Origin of the sequence: Kosakonia sp. MUSA4 (genome assembly GCF_013085925.1) — a bacterium.
GTDB lineage: Bacteria > Pseudomonadota > Gammaproteobacteria > Enterobacterales > Enterobacteriaceae > Kosakonia > Kosakonia sacchari_B.
Genome location: NZ_CP025697.1, coordinates 629,547 through 644,845, shown reverse-complemented (window position 1 = coordinate 644,845; position 15,299 = coordinate 629,547). Strand labels below are relative to the sequence as shown.

Annotated in this window: 13 protein-coding genes; all 13 read right to left on the bottom strand. The window is 55.5% G+C overall.

The window, feature by feature from the left end; genetic code table 11:
* Complete coding sequence (locus C0557_RS03040) at nt 1-921, bottom strand: D-alanine--D-alanine ligase (protein WP_208657449.1); 921 nt, start codon at nt 919-921, stop codon at nt 1-3.
* Nucleotides 914-2,389, bottom strand: coding sequence for a UDP-N-acetylmuramate--L-alanine ligase (murC, locus tag C0557_RS03035; RefSeq protein ID WP_208657448.1), 1,476 nt, complete (start codon nt 2,387-2,389; stop codon nt 914-916). The genes C0557_RS03040 and murC overlap by 8 nt, the downstream gene beginning before the upstream one ends.
* Before the next feature lie 55 nt (nt 2,390-2,444).
* Nucleotides 2,445-3,512 (bottom strand): undecaprenyldiphospho-muramoylpentapeptide beta-N-acetylglucosaminyltransferase, encoded by a 1,068-nt coding sequence (gene murG / locus C0557_RS03030; RefSeq protein WP_074774995.1) that lies wholly within the window; start codon nt 3,510-3,512, stop codon nt 2,445-2,447.
* Nucleotides 3,512-4,753 (bottom strand): cell division protein FtsW, encoded by a 1,242-nt coding sequence (gene ftsW, locus C0557_RS03025; RefSeq protein WP_007373147.1) that lies wholly within the window; start codon nt 4,751-4,753, stop codon nt 3,512-3,514. Before ftsW ends, murG begins: the two co-directional genes overlap by 1 nt.
* Nucleotides 4,753-6,069 carry a UDP-N-acetylmuramoyl-L-alanine--D-glutamate ligase gene (gene murD / locus C0557_RS03020; protein ID WP_208657447.1) on the bottom strand — a complete coding sequence of 439 codons (1,317 nt, stop codon included), beginning with the start codon at nt 6,067-6,069 and terminating at the stop codon, nt 4,753-4,755. Before murD ends, ftsW begins: the two co-directional genes overlap by 1 nt.
* Nucleotides 6,070-6,071: 2 nt before the next feature.
* Nucleotides 6,072-7,154: a phospho-N-acetylmuramoyl-pentapeptide-transferase gene (gene mraY, locus C0557_RS03015; RefSeq protein WP_208657446.1), complete on the bottom strand. Its 1,083-nt coding sequence runs from the start codon at nt 7,152-7,154 to the stop codon at nt 6,072-6,074.
* Complete coding sequence (gene murF / locus C0557_RS03010) at nt 7,148-8,506, bottom strand: UDP-N-acetylmuramoyl-tripeptide--D-alanyl-D-alanine ligase (RefSeq protein ID WP_208657445.1); 1,359 nt, start codon at nt 8,504-8,506, stop codon at nt 7,148-7,150. The genes mraY and murF overlap by 7 nt, the downstream gene beginning before the upstream one ends.
* On the bottom strand, nt 8,503-9,990 hold the full coding sequence (gene murE, locus C0557_RS03005) for a UDP-N-acetylmuramoyl-L-alanyl-D-glutamate--2,6-diaminopimelate ligase (RefSeq protein ID WP_208657444.1): 1,488 nt from the start codon (nt 9,988-9,990) through the stop codon (nt 8,503-8,505). The genes murF and murE overlap by 4 nt, the downstream gene beginning before the upstream one ends.
* Nucleotides 9,977-11,743, bottom strand: a complete 1,767-nt coding sequence (locus tag C0557_RS03000) for a peptidoglycan glycosyltransferase FtsI (protein WP_208657443.1) — start codon at nt 11,741-11,743, stop codon at nt 9,977-9,979. Before C0557_RS03000 ends, murE begins: the two co-directional genes overlap by 14 nt.
* 25 nt (nt 11,744-11,768) lie before the next feature.
* The gene (ftsL, locus tag C0557_RS02995; protein ID WP_007373141.1) at nt 11,769-12,134 is read right to left on the bottom strand and encodes a cell division protein FtsL; all 366 of its coding nucleotides are present in this window, start codon (nt 12,132-12,134) and stop codon (nt 11,769-11,771) included.
* Nucleotides 12,131-13,072 (bottom strand): 16S rRNA (cytosine(1402)-N(4))-methyltransferase RsmH, encoded by a 942-nt coding sequence (gene rsmH / locus C0557_RS02990; protein WP_007373140.1) that lies wholly within the window; start codon nt 13,070-13,072, stop codon nt 12,131-12,133. Before rsmH ends, ftsL begins: the two co-directional genes overlap by 4 nt.
* Before the next feature lie 2 nt (nt 13,073-13,074).
* Nucleotides 13,075-13,533, bottom strand: a complete 459-nt coding sequence (mraZ, locus tag C0557_RS02985; RefSeq protein WP_007373139.1) for a division/cell wall cluster transcriptional repressor MraZ — start codon at nt 13,531-13,533, stop codon at nt 13,075-13,077.
* A gap of 618 nt (nt 13,534-14,151) precedes the next feature.
* Nucleotides 14,152-15,156, bottom strand: a complete 1,005-nt coding sequence (cra, locus tag C0557_RS02980; protein WP_043955019.1) for a catabolite repressor/activator — start codon at nt 15,154-15,156, stop codon at nt 14,152-14,154.
* Nucleotides 15,157-15,299: the final 143 nt, after the last annotated feature.

Below are 15,299 nucleotides of genomic sequence, written 5' to 3'. Positions count from 1 at the left end.
TCACTCCGCCAGATCCAGAATGCGAACAACAAGTTGCGAGAAGCTCAAACCCGCCTGGCGAGCAGCCATCGGCACCAGGCTGTGGCTCGTCATCCCTGGCGATGTGTTCGCTTCCAACAAATAAAACTGACCGTCGCTATCCAGCATGGCATCAATTCTTCCCCAGCCACGGCAACCTAAAAGACGCCATGCTTTCACTACCAGGGACTGTAATGCCGCCTCTTGCTCCACTTCCAGACCTGATGGGCAGAAATATTTTGTCTCATCAGAGAGATACTTCGCCTCATAATCATAGAAGATTCCCGCTGGCTGGATACGAATCGACGGTAAAATTTCGTTCCCAAGCATCGCCACGGTAAATTCCGGGCCACTGAGCCATTTTTCGATCAGAACTTCGTCATCATGTTGAAACGCAAGCGCTAATGCCGCATGCAGATCTTCACTTTTGTCGACCTTCGACATCCCAACGCTGGAACCTTCACGGCTGGGCTTGACAATAACAGGTAACCCCAGTTCATCAATGCGTTGAATATCATCAAAACTTAGGCCTGATTCAAACTCACTGCGTTCGAGCGCGACCCATGGCGCAACCGGTAATCCGGCCCCCTGCCACAACAATTTGCTGCGCAGTTTATCCATGGAGAGAGCGGATGCCATAACGCCGCTGCCGGTATACGGCATATCGGTCAGTTCAAGCAGCCCCTGCAGGGTTCCGTCTTCGCCGCCGCGACCATGCAATGCAATAAATGCTTTGCTAAAACCCATCTCTTTCAGGCGGGTGACATCCACATCACGCGGATCCACGCCGTGCGCATCCACTCCGCCTTCCCGCAAACCCACCAGCACCGCTGCACCGGAATTAAGCGAAACTTCACGCTCGGCGGAAGTTCCGCCCAGCAGAACCGCTACTTTCTCAGCCACGGCGCTCCTCCTCTGTGCTCTGCGGTTTCAGTTTGCACTCGGCCAGGCTGCGGGCAATCTTGCCGATATTCCCTGCGCCCTGAATCAGGATCAGGTCATTACCGGTCAGTACCGGCGCCAGCATCGCCGCAACCTGTGCCGGATCGGACACGAGGATCGGATCAATTTTGCCGCGTCCGCGAATAGTACGGCACAGAGAACGGCTGTCAGCGCCCGGGATAGCCGTTTCACCAGCCGGATAAACCTCCAGCATCAGCAGAGAATCAACCTGCGTCAGCACATTGGCGAAATCGTCGTACAAGTCGCGAGTACGGGTAAAACGGTGCGGCTGAAACAGCATGACCAGATTTTTATCCGGCCAGCCCGCGCGCGCTGCTTTAATCGTGGCATCCACTTCTGTCGGGTGATGGCCATAGTCATCCACCAACATGGCGGTACCGCTTTTGCCATTCACCGCTTCCAGCGGGAATTCACCAAGGAAATCAAAACGGCGCCCGGTGCCCTGGAAACTTTCCAGTGCGCGAAGGATCGCTTCATCCTCGATCCCCTCTTCTGTCGCGACTGCTACCGCCGCCGCCGCGTTCAGCGCATTGTGACGGCCAGGCGCATTCAGCGTGACATGCAGTTCCGGTTTATCCTGGCGCACCAAAGTGAAGTGCCCCTGCGGCCCGATCTGACGGTAATTTTCTACCCGAACATCGGCACCATCGCTAAATCCGTACGTCGTCGTCTGGCGTCCCACGCGCGGTAGCAATTCGCGGATAACTGGATCGTCAACACACATTACCGCACGTCCGTAGAACGGCAGGTTGTGCAGAAAGTTGATAAACGTCGTTTTTAAATTTTCGAAGTCGCCCTGGTAGGTATCCATATGATCGGCTTCGATATTGGTGACAATCGCCACCATCGGTTGCAGATGCAGGAAGGAGGCGTCGCTCTCATCGGCTTCTGCAATCAGATAACGGCTGTGCCCCAGGCGCGCATGCACCCCGGCGGCTTTCACCAGCCCACCGTTAACAAAAGTCGGGTCCAGCCCGGCCTCTGCATAAATACTGGCCACCATCGCAGTTGTGGTCGTTTTGCCATGTGTACCGGCAATCGCGATGCCATGACGGAAACGCATCAGTTCAGCCAGCATCTCCGCACGGCGGATAACCGGAATACGCGCTTCATGCGCCGCGACAATTTCCGGGTTATCGGCAGAAATGGCGCTGGAGACCACAACAACACTGGCATCGCTCACATTTTCCGGGCGATGATTGAAATAAATAGTGGCGCCGAGCGCCGCCAGTTGCTGCGTCACCGGGTTTGGCGCCAGGTCGGAACCGCTAATCTGATAGCCTTCATTGGCCAGCACTTCGGCAATACCGCCCATGCCAGCACCGCCAATGCCGACAAAGTGAATGTGCCGGACACGTCGCATCTCGGGCACTATTGAACGCAGTTTCGCCAGTTCTTGTGTATTCATTCTCTAAACGCCATCGACTACTTAAATTTGCGCGACGCCAACGCGCCGCCAGTATTTACGCCTGAGCTGCCAGGCTGACTTCATTCGCCACGCGCTCGGTGGCATCCGGGATGGCCGCCGCGCGCGCGCGTTCCGCCATCTCCAGCAATGCTTCACGATCCCAGCCCGCCAGCGTCGCAGCTACCGCATCAACGGTGAACTGCGGCTGTTCGAGGATTTTCGCGGCGCCGGCTTTTTCCAGCGGTAATGCATTCCAGTACTGCTGACGATCTTTGTGCTGGAAAGGCACAAACAGCGCCGGTAAACCTGCGGCTGCGATTTCGCTGACCGTCAGTGCGCCTGAACGGCACACCACCACATCCGCCCACGCGTAGGCTTGCGCCATATCGTCAATAAATTCCGTCACTTTATGCTGCGGTTCGCCCGCGGCGGCATACGCCTGCTCAACATCCTGCTGCGCGCCTTTGCCACTCTGATGCCAGATGGTCACAGCATTGCCCAGCTTCGCCGCGACCTGCGGCATTGTCTGGTTCAGCACGCGCGCGCCCTGCGAGCCGCCAACAACCAGCACGCGAACCGGCCCTGCACGGCCAGGTAACCGTTCCTGCGGTAGTGGCAATGCCAGCACATCAACGCGCACCGGGTTTCCGACGACTTCCGCTTTTGGAAACGCACCGGGAAACGCCTGCATCACTTTGGTGGCGATTTTCGCCAGCCATTTATTGGTTAAACCGGCAATTCCGTTCTGCTCATGGAGCACTACCGGAATACCGAGCGACCAGGCAGCCAGCCCGCCAGGGCCAGAGACATAACCGCCCATCCCCAGCACCACATCCGGCTTAAAGCGTTGCATGATGGCGCGAGCCTGTCGCCAGGCGTTAAAAATACGCACCGGGGCCAACAACTGCGCTTTGATCCCTTTGCCACGCAGGCCGGATATACGGATAAAATCGATCTCGATACCGTGTTTGGGCACCAGATCGGCCTCCATGCGATCGGCGGTTCCGAGCCAGCGCACTTGCCAGCCCTGATCCATCAAATGGTGCGCAACAGCCAGCCCGGGGAAGACATGCCCGCCGGTACCGCCCGCCATCACCATTAACCGCTTTGGTTGACCACTCATCACAAACCTCGTGTAAACGCCTGGGCTTTTTCCAGACGCGTTTCATAATCTATGCGTAGCAGCAGCGTAATCGCCACTGACATAATCAGTAAGCTGGAACCACCGTAACTGATAAGCGGCAGAGTCAGCCCTTTGGTCGGCAGCATGCCTGCCGCCGCGCCGACGTTAACCAGAGCCTGGAAGCTAAACCAGATACCAATCGAGCAGGCCAGGAAACCAGAGAAACGATGATCGATTTCCAGCGCTTTTCGCCCGATAGACATGGCGCGGAAAGCGACGAAGAATACCATTAAAAGCGCCACTACCACACCGATATAACCGAGTTCCTCCCCGATAATGGAGAAGATAAAGTCCGTATGTGCTTCAGGCAGATACTCCAGCTTCTGTATCGAGTTTCCAAGCCCCTGCCCCCACAGCTCACCGCGACCAAATGCCATCAGCGACTGCGTTAACTGGTAACCGCTACCGAAGGGATCTTCCCACGGATTCCAGAAAGAGGTTACGCGGCGAATACGATACGGTTCGGCGAGAATCAGCAGCACAACCGCTGAAATCCCCATACCAATGATGGCGATGAACTGCCACAGTTTCGCCCCGGCGAGGAACAACATCGCCAGCGTGGTGATAAACAGCACCACCACCGTACCGAGGTCCGGCTGCGCCAGCAGCAGAACCGCCAGCACCAGAATCACGCCCATCGGTTTGAGGAAGCCGCGCAGGTTATTACGCACTTCATCCACCTTACGTACCAGGTAGTTGGCCAGGTAACAGAACAGCGACAGCTTGGTGAACTCCGCTGGCTGGAAGCGCATGACTCCGAGATCGATCCAGCGAGAGGCCCCGTTGATCGAGCTGCCGACCACCAGCACCACCAGCAGCATAATGATCGCGGCGATCAACATCGCCGAGCTGTATTTCTGCCAGAAATCCATTGGCAAACGCAGCGTGATCATCGACATACAAAACGCCAGGAACAGATACAGCGCATGACGCTTGGCAAAGAAGAAAGGATCGTCCGTCAGGCGTTGCCCTACCGGCATCGAGGCCGAGGTCACCATAATGAAACCGATCGCCGCCAGGCCCAGCGTCAACCACAACAACGTGCGGTCGTACATTACCAGGCTGTCGGAATCTTTTTGCCGTGATCCCATAACCCAGCCTTTCAATGCCGTAAACAACCATGCCAGAAGGCTAAATCCTGGCAGGCGCGGCATTCTCGGGCGTGGGAGCGTTAAACGCATCAGCCTAACTCCTGCGCCAGACGGGTAAAGACATCACCCCGTTGTTCAAAATTCTTAAACTGATCGAGGCTGGCACAGGCAGGCGACAACAGCACCATATCGCCCGGCTGCACGCGCGTGGCGATCAGACGCATTGCCTCTTCCATCGTTTCAACCCGATCGGCGATTTCCGGACGTAAATCCGCCAGCTCGTCACCATCGCGGCCAAAGCAATAAAGACGAATACGATCGCCGCCGAGATAGCGCTTCAGCGGTGAAAAATCGGCTGATTTACCGTGCCCGCCCAACAGAAGGTGCAGCGTACCGTCAACCTGCAAGCCGTTCAGCGCCGCCTCAGTGCTGCCGACGTTGGTCGCTTTCGAGTCGTTGATCCAACGCACGCCGTTATGATCCAGCGCCAACTGGAAACGGTGCGCCAGCCCGCTAAAGGTGGTCAGCGCCTTCAGGCTGCTGGCCCGCGGTAAACCAGCGGCATCCGCCAGCGCCAGCGCCGCCAGCGCGTTGGTATAGTTGTGCTGGCCGCTCAGCTTCATCTCTTTAACATTCAGAACCTTTTCACCTTTTACACGCAGCCAGGTTTCGCCCTGCTGGCGGTTCAGGTGATAGTCGCCGACGTCAACGCCGAAGCTCACGCAGCGTTCATCGGCGCCCCGCACCGGCATGGTCAGCGCGTCGTCCGCATTGACCACACATACTTTCGCGTTTTCGTAAACGCGCAGTTTTGCAGCGCGATACTGTTGCAGCCCGAACGGATAGCGATCCATATGATCTTCCGTCACGTTCAGGATGGTTGCCGCCGCAGCGTGCAGGCTGAAAGTGGTTTCCAGTTGGAAACTGGAAAGCTCCAGAACATAGAGTTCGCGGGCTTCATCAAGCAGCATCAGCGCAGGCAGGCCAATATTGCCGCCAACCCCCACATTAACGCCTGCCGCTTCTGCCATTTCACCCACCAGTTTGGTGACGGTGCTTTTACCGTTTGAACCGGTAATCGCAATGACTGGCGCTTGCGCTTCGCGGCAGAAGAGTTCGATATCGCCGACGATCTCAACGCCAGCATCGGCTGCCGCGCTCAGAGAAGGATGCGCCAGCGCGATGCCAGGGCTTGCGACGATCAGATCGGCCGCCAGCAGCCAGTCATCATTGAGACTACCAAGATGGCGCTCTACCGCCTCCGGCAGCTTATCCAGCCCCGGTGGTGAAACGCGCGTGTCCATTACGCGTGGCGTAACGCCGCGCGCGAGGAAAAAGTCAACGCAGGAAAGACCTGTCAGACCCAGACCGATAATGACGACTTTTTTACCCTGGTAATCTGCCATGATTAACGTACCTTCAGCGTTGCCAGGCCAATCAGCACCAGCATCAGCGAAATAATCCAGAAGCGCACGATCACGCGCGGTTCCGGCCAGCCTTTCAGTTCATAGTGATGGTGAATCGGCGCCATGCGGAAAATACGCTGGCCGCGCAATTTAAACGACCCCACCTGCAAAATCACCGACAGAGTTTCCACCACGAACACCCCGCCCATAATCACCAGCAAGAACTCCTGGCGCAGCAGCACGGCAATAATCCCCAACGCGCCGCCGAGAGCCAGTGAACCCACATCCCCCATGAAAACCTGCGCCGGATAGGTGTTGAACCACAAAAAGCCCAGCCCGGCACCGACAATCGCCGTGCAGACAATCACCAGCTCGCCCGCGTGACGCAAATAAGGGATATGCAGATAGTTAGCAAAATTCATGTTACCGGTAGCCCAGGCTACCAGCGCAAAGCCCGCGGCGACAAACACCGTCGGCATAATCGCCAGACCGTCAAGACCGTCCGTCAGGTTAACCGCGTTGCCGGTGCCGACAATCACAAAGTAAGCCAGCAGAATGTAGAAAAGGCCCAGTTGCGGCATTACATCTTTAAAGAACGGCACCACCAGTTCTGTCGCTGGCGTATCTTTCCCCGCCAGGTAAAGCGCAAACGCAACGCCCAGCGCAATCACTGACATCCAGAAATATTTCCAGCGAGCAATCAGGCCCTTGGTATCTTTACGCACCACTTTGCGGTAATCGTCAACGAAACCAATCGCACCGTAACCTACCAGTACAACCAGCACGCACCAGACATACGGGTTAGAGGGATAAGCCCACAGCAGTACGGAAACCACGATTGCCGTGAGGATCATAATTCCCCCCATCGTTGGCGTACCGCGTTTACTGAAATGCGACTCCGGACCGTCGTTACGCACAACCTGGCCGAAAGAGAGTTTTTGCAGACGGGCAATCATGCGCGGCCCCATCCACAAAGAGATGAAGAGCGCGGTCAGCAGGCTGACAATGGCGCGAAACGTCAGATAAGAAAAGACGTTAAAGCCGGAATAATATTTGACCAGATGTTCGGCCAGCCACACTAACATGTTCCATTCTCCTGTAATTCGCGTACCACCTCTTCCATGGCGGAACTACGTGAACCTTTCACCAAAATGGTAATAATCTGCTGTTCAGCGATCAGCGCTTTCAAACGCGCCACCACTGCCGCTTTATCGTTAAAATGTTCGCCAACACCGCTGGCAGCGCTCAGAGCCTTGCTCAGCTTACCGACGCTCAGCACTTTATCGATGCCGACGCCTTTCGCCGCTTCACCCACCTGAATGTGACAGGCTTCGCTCTCATCGCCTAACTCTGCCATATCGCCCGCCACCATCACCCGGTAACCTGGCATTTCCGCCAGCACATGTGCGGCGGCAGTCATTGAACCGACGTTGGCGTTGTAGGTGTCATCGAGCAGCAATTTATTTTCGCCCAATTGCACCGGGAACAGACGCCCCGGCACCGCTTTCAGGTTTGCCAACCCTTTTTTCACTGCCGCCAGACTGGCGCCCACCGCCATCGCCAGCGAGGTCGCTGCCAGCGCATTGGCAATATTGTGTCGTCCCGGCAACGGCAGCGTCACATCCACATTGCCCATCGGGGTTTGCAGCGTGAACTCAGTTCCGTGAGAGGTCACATGAATGTTGGTGGCCGTAAAATCACTGTTCGCCGCATTTGGCGAGAAGCGCCACACTTTGCGATCGCCAATAATGCTCTGCCAGTTCAGCCAGTCATTATTGTCAGCATTCATGATTGCCACACCGTTGGCAGGCAACCCGGTGTAGATTTCACCTTTGGCTTTCGCCACGCCCGCAAGCGATCCGAAACCTTCCAGATGCGCCGCCGCCAGGTTATTGACCAGAGCCGCTTCCGGGCGGGTAAGCCCGACTGTCCAGGCGATTTCCCCCTGGTGATTCGCGCCCAGCTCAATCACTGCGTATTGATACTCTTTGGTTAAACGCAGAAGCGTCATCGGCACGCCGATATCGTTGTTCAGGTTTCCTGCGGTATAAAGCGTGTTGCCACATTCGCTCAGAATGGCGGCCGTCATCTCTTTCACCGAGGTTTTACCGGAAGAGCCGGTTAACGCCACCACACGCGTCGGCACCTGCTGACGCACCCAGGCGCCCAGCTCGCCGAACGCCTGGCGAGTGTCTTTGACCAGCAGTTGCGGCAAATCGCAGTCCAGCTTGCGGCTAACCAGCAGCGCGCCCGCGCCGCCCGCTTTGGCCTGCTCGGCAAAATCATGGGCGTCGAAACGCTCACCTTTCAGCGCCACAAACAGGCAGCCTGGCGTGAGTTTGCGGGTATCGCTGGTCACCGCATCAATCGTCACATCCTGACCGTGCAATTCACCGTGCAGAATGCCGGCAAGCTGGCTGAGAGTTACGCTAATCATGCCACTACCCCCAACAAACGTGCGGCAGTGACGCGATCGGAGTAATCCAGCCGTTGCGTCCCGACAATCTGATAATCTTCATGGCCTTTGCCAGCCAGCAGGACTACATCATTCTCTTTCGCCTGCATAATGGTGTTGGTCACGGCTTCCGCACGGCCTTCGACCACATGCGCACGCCCCGCATCCAGCATACCGGCGAGAATATCGTTGATAATGGCGCGCGGCTCTTCGGTGCGCGGGTTATCGTCCGTCACCACCGGTACATCGGCGAACTGCTCAGCAATTGCGCCCATAAGCGGACGTTTACCTTTATCGCGATCGCCGCCGCAGCCAAACACGCACCACAGTTGACCTGTGCAGTGCAGGCGTGCAGCCAGTAAAGCTTTTTCCAGCGCATCCGGCGTATGGGCATAATCCACCACCACCGTCGGTTTACCCGGCGCGCTAAATACTTCCATGCGTCCGCAAACCGGCTGCAACTGTGAAGCGGTTTTCAGCAAATCGCTTAACGGATACCCCAGCGCCAGCAGCGTGGACAGCGCCAGCAATAGGTTACTGACGTTAAACGCGCCCATCAGTCGGCTTTCGATTTCACCTTGACCCCATGAAGAGTCAAAACGAACAGTCGCGCCGCTATCGTGGTACTCCACGCCGGTCGCCTTGAGCCAACGGCCGTGACAATCCGGGTTGATATGGTCTTCCATCGATACCGCAACCGCATCCGGCAGATTCGCTAACCAGCGGCGGCCCACTTCGTCATCGGCATTGATAATCGCCTGCCCGTAGTGGTGAGAGGAGAACAGCAGCCATTTCGCCGCTTCGTAGTGCGCCATGTCGCCGTGATAATCGAGGTGATCACGGCTTAAATTGGTAAATACCCCAGCGGCAAACTTCAGCGCCGCCACGCGATGCTGCACCAGACCATGGGATGAGACTTCCATCGCGGCAAACGTCGCTTTCTGCGCAGCCAGCCCGGCAATTACATGCTGAACATCCACCGCAGAGCCAGTGGTGTTTTCCGTCGGGATGACTTTACCCAGCAGACCATTTCCGACCGTCCCCATCACTGCGCTGGTTTCGCCCACCAATTGGCTCCACTGCGCCAGCAGCTGCGTGGTCGTCGTTTTGCCGTTGGTGCCGGTTACGCCAATCAGGCGCAATTGTTCAGATGGCTCACCGTAAAAACGGCCCGCCAGCGCGGAAAGGCGCTCATTCAACTGGCTGAGGTAAATGACCGGAACGCCGTGCATTTCACGAATTTCACCGTCATTTGCTTCGTCTTTCGCTTCAGCAATAATGGCAGCAACACCTTGCGCAATCGCCTGCGGGATATATCGACGCCCGTCCGCCTGATGACCGACCACCGCCACAAAGAGATCGCCCGATGCAGCCGCACGGCTGTCGAGTGTCATCTCCCGCAGTGCTCGCTCCGGTGCGCCTGGCACCCACGGAGCGAGAAGGTCGCGCAAATTACGATCTGCCACCTGTACCCTCGCCTTGATTAATTACAAACTCACTTTTTTCGCCCGTGGTCAGCGCGTCCGGCTCAATGTTCATGGTGCGCAGAACGCCGCCCATGATGGCACCGAAGACCGGTGCGGACACGGCACCACCGTAGTATTTACCCGCTTGCGGATCGTTAATCACCACCACCAGCGCAAAGCGCGGGCGGCTGGCAGGTGCGACGCCAGCGGTGTAAGCAATATATTTGTTGATATAACGACCATCCGGGCCGACTTTTTTCGCCGTCCCGGTTTTGATAGCAATGCGATAGCCTTTGATGGCTGCTTTCACCCCGCCGCCGCCCGGCAGCGCAACGCTCTCCATCATATGCACCACCGTGCGCACGATAGACTCATTGAAAATGCGTTCGCCCGGCACGGGCGGGTCAACTTTGGTAATAGACAGAGGACGGTAGACACCGTAACTGCCAATCGTTGCGTAGACTCGCGCTAACTGTAACGGCGTTACCATTAGCCCATAGCCGAAAGAGAAGGTGGCCCTCTCTATGTCAGACCACCGTTGTTTTTGAGGAAATAAGCCACTGCGTTCCCCGACCATCCCCAAATTGGTCGTTTTTCCCAGTCCAAAACGTGAGTAAGTATCTACTAACGCTGAGGAGGGCATCGCTAACGCCAACTTCGAAACACCGACGTTACTCGACTTTTGTAGCACCCCGGTAAGGGTCAATTCGCTGTAGCGCGCCACGTCTTTGATTTCGTGGCCGTTAATTCGGTAAGGCACGGTGTTCAGCACCGTATTTGGCGTGACGACGCCGCGCTGCAGCGCCGTCATTACCACCATCGGTTTCACCGTTGAACCTGGTTCAAAAACGTCGGTGATCGCGCGGTTACGCATTGCATCTTTCGACGTACCGGTGAAGTTGTTCGGGTTGTAGGAAGGGCTGTTAGCCATTGCCAACACTTCGCCGGTGCTCACATCGACCAGCACTGCGCTTCCTGATTCTGCCTTGTTAAACGCCACCGCGTTATTCAGCTCGCGATAAACCAGCGCCTGCAAGCGTTCATCAATGCTCAATGCCAGGTTATGCGCAGCCTGGCTGTCGGTGGAAGAGATATCTTCAATAACGCGCCCGTAGCGATCTTTACGCACAATACGTTCGCCAGGCTGACCAGTAAGCCATTTGTCAAAGCTCTTCTCAACGCCTTCGATCCCCTGACTATCTACGTTAGTAAAACCAATAAGGTGAGCGGTCACTTCCCCGGAAGGGTAGTATCGGCGGGATTCTTCGCGCAGATGAATCCCCGGCAACTTGAGCTTCTTAATGTAATCGCCGAGATCAGGGTTCACCTGGCGCGCCAGATAGATAAAACGCATCTTCGGGTTGGCGTTAATGCGGGAAGCCAGCTGATCCAGCGGCATGTTCAGCGCGTCAGAGAGCGCTTTCCAGCGGTTATCCAGCGTGACGCCGCCAGCATCGTGTAACTCTTTAGGATCGGCCCAAATCGCTTTCACCGGCACACTGACTGCCAGCGGACGCCCGGAACGGTCGGTAATCATTCCACGCGACGTTGCGACTTCCTGCACGCGCAGGGAACGCATATCCCCTTCGCGCACCAGCATCTCCGGATTAATAACTTGCAGCCAGGCGACGCGCCCAAGCAGAAACGCCATCGCCAGCAGAATGCAACCGCAAAGCAACGCAAAACGCCAACTCACAAAGTTGGCCTGTTCTTCCTGGCGTTTCGGTTTAAGCGTTTTCGCCACTGCTTTCATGCGTCGCGTAATTCCTTATTCATGTCTATTTCTGCACTACGATATTTTCCTGAGAGGGATCCACGTGCTGCATTTGCAGCTTTTCCGTCGCAATCCGTTCAACCCGGCTGTGATCGCCGAGTGCATTCTCTTCAAGAATCAGGTTGCGCCATTCGATATCCAGCGCGTCGCGCTCGAGAACCAGCTGTTCGCGCTGCGCGGTTAATAAACGTGTGTGGTGAGAGGTAGTGACAACCGTCACTGCCGTCATGATGATGCAAATGAACAGACAGAGTGGCAGTTTCCCAAATCGCAAAAGATCGTCGCCGATCACGCCAGGCAAGGCATGGCGCTCGTTGCTTCCTAACGATCCTTTCACTTTGCTTAGGGTTTCTGTCACTCTGCCGATCATGCGTTCGTCCTCTCTGCAATGCGCAGAACTGAACTACGGGCACGTGGGTTTTCAGCCACTTCTTCTTCACCCGGCATCAACTTTCCTAAGGCTCGCAACTGACGGCCACCCAGTTTCCTGAGTTGCTCTTCGGTCATCGGCAACCCGGCAGGAACCTGCGGGCCGCGGCTTTGCTCACGCATGAAGCGTTTCACAATGCGATCTTCCAGAGAATGGAAGCTGATTACCGAAAGCCGCCCTCCCGGGGCAAGCACGCCGAGCGAGTTTTTTAGCGCCAGCTCTATTTCCTCCAGTTCACTGTTTACCCAAATGCGCACCGCCTGGAAGGTACGGGTCGCGGGATGTTTGAACTTGTCTTTCACCGGTGTTGCCGCCGCAACGACTTCCGCCAGCTCTTTAGTGCGGGTCATCGGGTCGAGGCGGTTGCGCTCTACAATGGCGCGCGCAATACGTTTAGCAAAACGCTCCTCACCAAAGGTTTTCAGCACCCATGCGATGTCCGCCTCTTCAGCCGTTTGCAGCCATTCGGCAGCAGACTGGCCGCGAGTAGGATCCATTCGCATATCGAGCGGGCCATCGCGCATAAAGGAGAAGCCGCGCTCAGGATCGTCAAGCTGTGGTGAAGAGACACCAAGATCGAGAAGAATACCGTCGATCTTGCCAACAAGTTCGCGCTCGCTGACATAATCAGCAAGCGCAGAGAAAGGACCATGAATGATGGAGAAGCGGGGATCATCAATGGTTTGGGCTACAGCAATTGCCTGTGGATCGCGATCGATCGCCAGCAAGCGTCCTTCCGCACCCAAACGGGAGAGGATCAGGCGCGAGTGACCACCGCGACCAAAAGTGCCATCGATGTAGATGCCGTCCGGACGAATATTCAGGCCATTAACGGCCTCATCCAGCAGCACCGTCGTGTGTTTAAAATTTTCCATCATCATTACAGAGACAAATCCTGCAACCGATCTGAAAGTGCTTCAGAACCTGATTGCTCAGCGTCGATATCTTCCCTGACCTGTTGATACCAGGTCGTTTCGTCCCACAGCTCAAATTTATTGAACTGCCCGACCAGCATCACTTCTTTGGTTAGCCCGGCATGCTGCCGTAAAACAGGCGCAATCAATAAACGCCCGGCGCTATCCATCTGGCACTCGCTGGCATGCCCCAGCAATAAACGTTGTACGCGTCGCTCAAGCGGGTTCATGCTCGACAGGCGCGCCAGTTTTTGCTCAATAATTTCCCATTCAGGAAGAGGATAAAGCAGCAGGCATGAGTGGCGAATGTCGATGGTACACACCATCTGACCGGAGGCATTCTCCAGCAGCAAATCCCGATAACGGGTCGGAACGGCTAACCGCCCTTTGCTGTCAAGATTGACTAACGTCGCGCCACGGAACATGTCCGATTCACCCCCAAGTGACCATTTTCACCACTTTATCCCACAAATCCCCACTAAGGGAGTTTACGGAGCGGAGGAAAAGCTTGTCAAGCCAGCACAAAGGCTAACCAGAACAAAAGATCTCTTATTTGCAGCGAATATCTGCAAAGGTGAAATAGTGTTCAACTTACGAGGCAAATTAACGTCATGAATATTTGCAAGAAAAAAAACAGAATATGCGTATCCGCGTTTAAAACCATTTGATTTCTGCGCGCGAAATATAAAGTGTCAGTTTGCGACGCGGGCGGCATTTTAAGACATATCGACCCAACTGAACAGCACCAGTTGTATCCGTTCACACTGAGCGCGACGGCAGATCCACTAAGGAAATAGCCCTACGCCGATAATGGATGCTGTAGAAGAAAGGTAACATTTTTCTGAGATGTAACAATTTAAGACAGAAAGCATAATTACTGCTTTAAAAATATCCTTTTAAAACCCGATTTAAAGAAGCAATTAGAATTAACTCATCACGCCCGTTTAAAAATTAAGGATTTATCTTAGGGGCCAACGAGTAATAATTTGATTAAAGGTAAGGTAACAAACAAAAAAGGCAGCTGGCGCTGCCTTTATCTGAACTTATACGCGACTTAATATCCCGCGACGATAGAGATTACGCCGGATACGGCTAAGACCCGCTTTCGGCTTACGCGGTTCGTCGAGGCTTGCCAGCACAATTTCCAGCACCCGCTCCGCAACATCGCGATGACGCTGCGCCACCGCCAAAACTGGGCATTGCAGGAAATCGAGCAGTTCGTGATCGCCAAACGTCGCGATCGCCAGATCCGACGGCAATTTACCGTCGCGACGTAATGTAACGTCAAGCACTCCCTGCAGTAGTGCAAACGAGGTTATAAACATCGCCTGCGGCATCGGGTTGGTTTCCAGCCATTTATCAAATAGCTGAGCGGCGGCTTCACGCTCGTAGCTATTAGCATAGAGATACTGCACTTCACGCGGATCGTCTTTCCACGCCGTGCGGAAGCCTTGCTCGCGCAAGAAACTGACAGACAGCTCCGGTAACGCTCCAAGATAAAGCACGCGTTCCGCCGGAAACTTACGCAGCTCTGCGGCCAGCATTTCCGAATCATCTTGATCGGCGCCAACAACGCTGGTGAAGTGTTCACGATCCAGCGCGCGATCCAGCGCAACAATCGGGAAAGAATCATTGGCCCAGCGCTGATAGAACGGATGCTCTGGCGGCAGTGAGGTGGAGACAATAATAGCGTCCACCTGCCGCTGCAACAGGTGCTCGATACAGCGCATTTCATTATCGGGTTGATCTTCCGAGCAGGCGATCAACAATTGGTAACCGCGCTGACGCGCCTGGCGCTCCAGATAGTTGGCTATACGGGTGTAGCTTGTGTTTTCAAGATCGGGGATCACCAGCCCAATCGAACGAGTGCGTCCTGCGCGCAGGCCAGCCGCCACCGCATTTGGGTGGTAGTTATGCTCACGAACAACCGCCATCACTTTCTCAACGGTTTTGTCGCTGACACGATACTGCTTCGCCTTACCATTGATGACGTAGCTGGCCGTGGTTCGTGAGACGCCGGCTAGCCGGGCGATTTCATCCAGTTTCACAATTGCCCCTTAAATTAATGTACTCCATAACCTTTTTAGGGATATAGGTTAAAACCCTTAACATCTAAGCGCAGAATACTCACTCCGGCAACCGCTTTCGTGTCTGGTTCCGGCGGATTTCGCAAAAAAAAGCCCGGCGTAGA

What these genes read in the sequence shown, in the direction of transcription:
- murD (WP_208657447.1), bottom strand. Translation starts at nt 6,069, where the DNA reads ATGGCAGATTACCAGGGTAAAAAAGTCGTCATTATCGGTCTGGGTCTG.
- murG (WP_074774995.1), bottom strand. Translation starts at nt 3,512, where the DNA reads ATGAGTGGTCAACCAAAGCGGTTAATGGTGATGGCGGGCGGTACCGGC.
- rsmH (WP_007373140.1), bottom strand. Translation starts at nt 13,072, where the DNA reads ATGATGGAAAATTTTAAACACACGACGGTGCTGCTGGATGAGGCCGTT.
- mraZ (WP_007373139.1), bottom strand. Translation starts at nt 13,533, where the DNA reads ATGTTCCGTGGCGCGACGTTAGTCAATCTTGACAGCAAAGGGCGGTTA.
- C0557_RS03000 (WP_208657443.1), bottom strand. Translation starts at nt 11,743, where the DNA reads ATGAAAGCAGTGGCGAAAACGCTTAAACCGAAACGCCAGGAAGAACAG.
- ftsW (WP_007373147.1), bottom strand. Translation starts at nt 4,753, where the DNA reads ATGCGTTTAACGCTCCCACGCCCGAGAATGCCGCGCCTGCCAGGATTT.
- murC (WP_208657448.1), bottom strand. Translation starts at nt 2,389, where the DNA reads ATGAATACACAAGAACTGGCGAAACTGCGTTCAATAGTGCCCGAGATG.
- mraY (WP_208657446.1), bottom strand. Translation starts at nt 7,154, where the DNA reads ATGTTAGTGTGGCTGGCCGAACATCTGGTCAAATATTATTCCGGCTTT.
- ftsL (WP_007373141.1), bottom strand. Translation starts at nt 12,134, where the DNA reads ATGATCGGCAGAGTGACAGAAACCCTAAGCAAAGTGAAAGGATCGTTA.
- murF (WP_208657445.1), bottom strand. Translation starts at nt 8,506, where the DNA reads ATGATTAGCGTAACTCTCAGCCAGCTTGCCGGCATTCTGCACGGTGAA.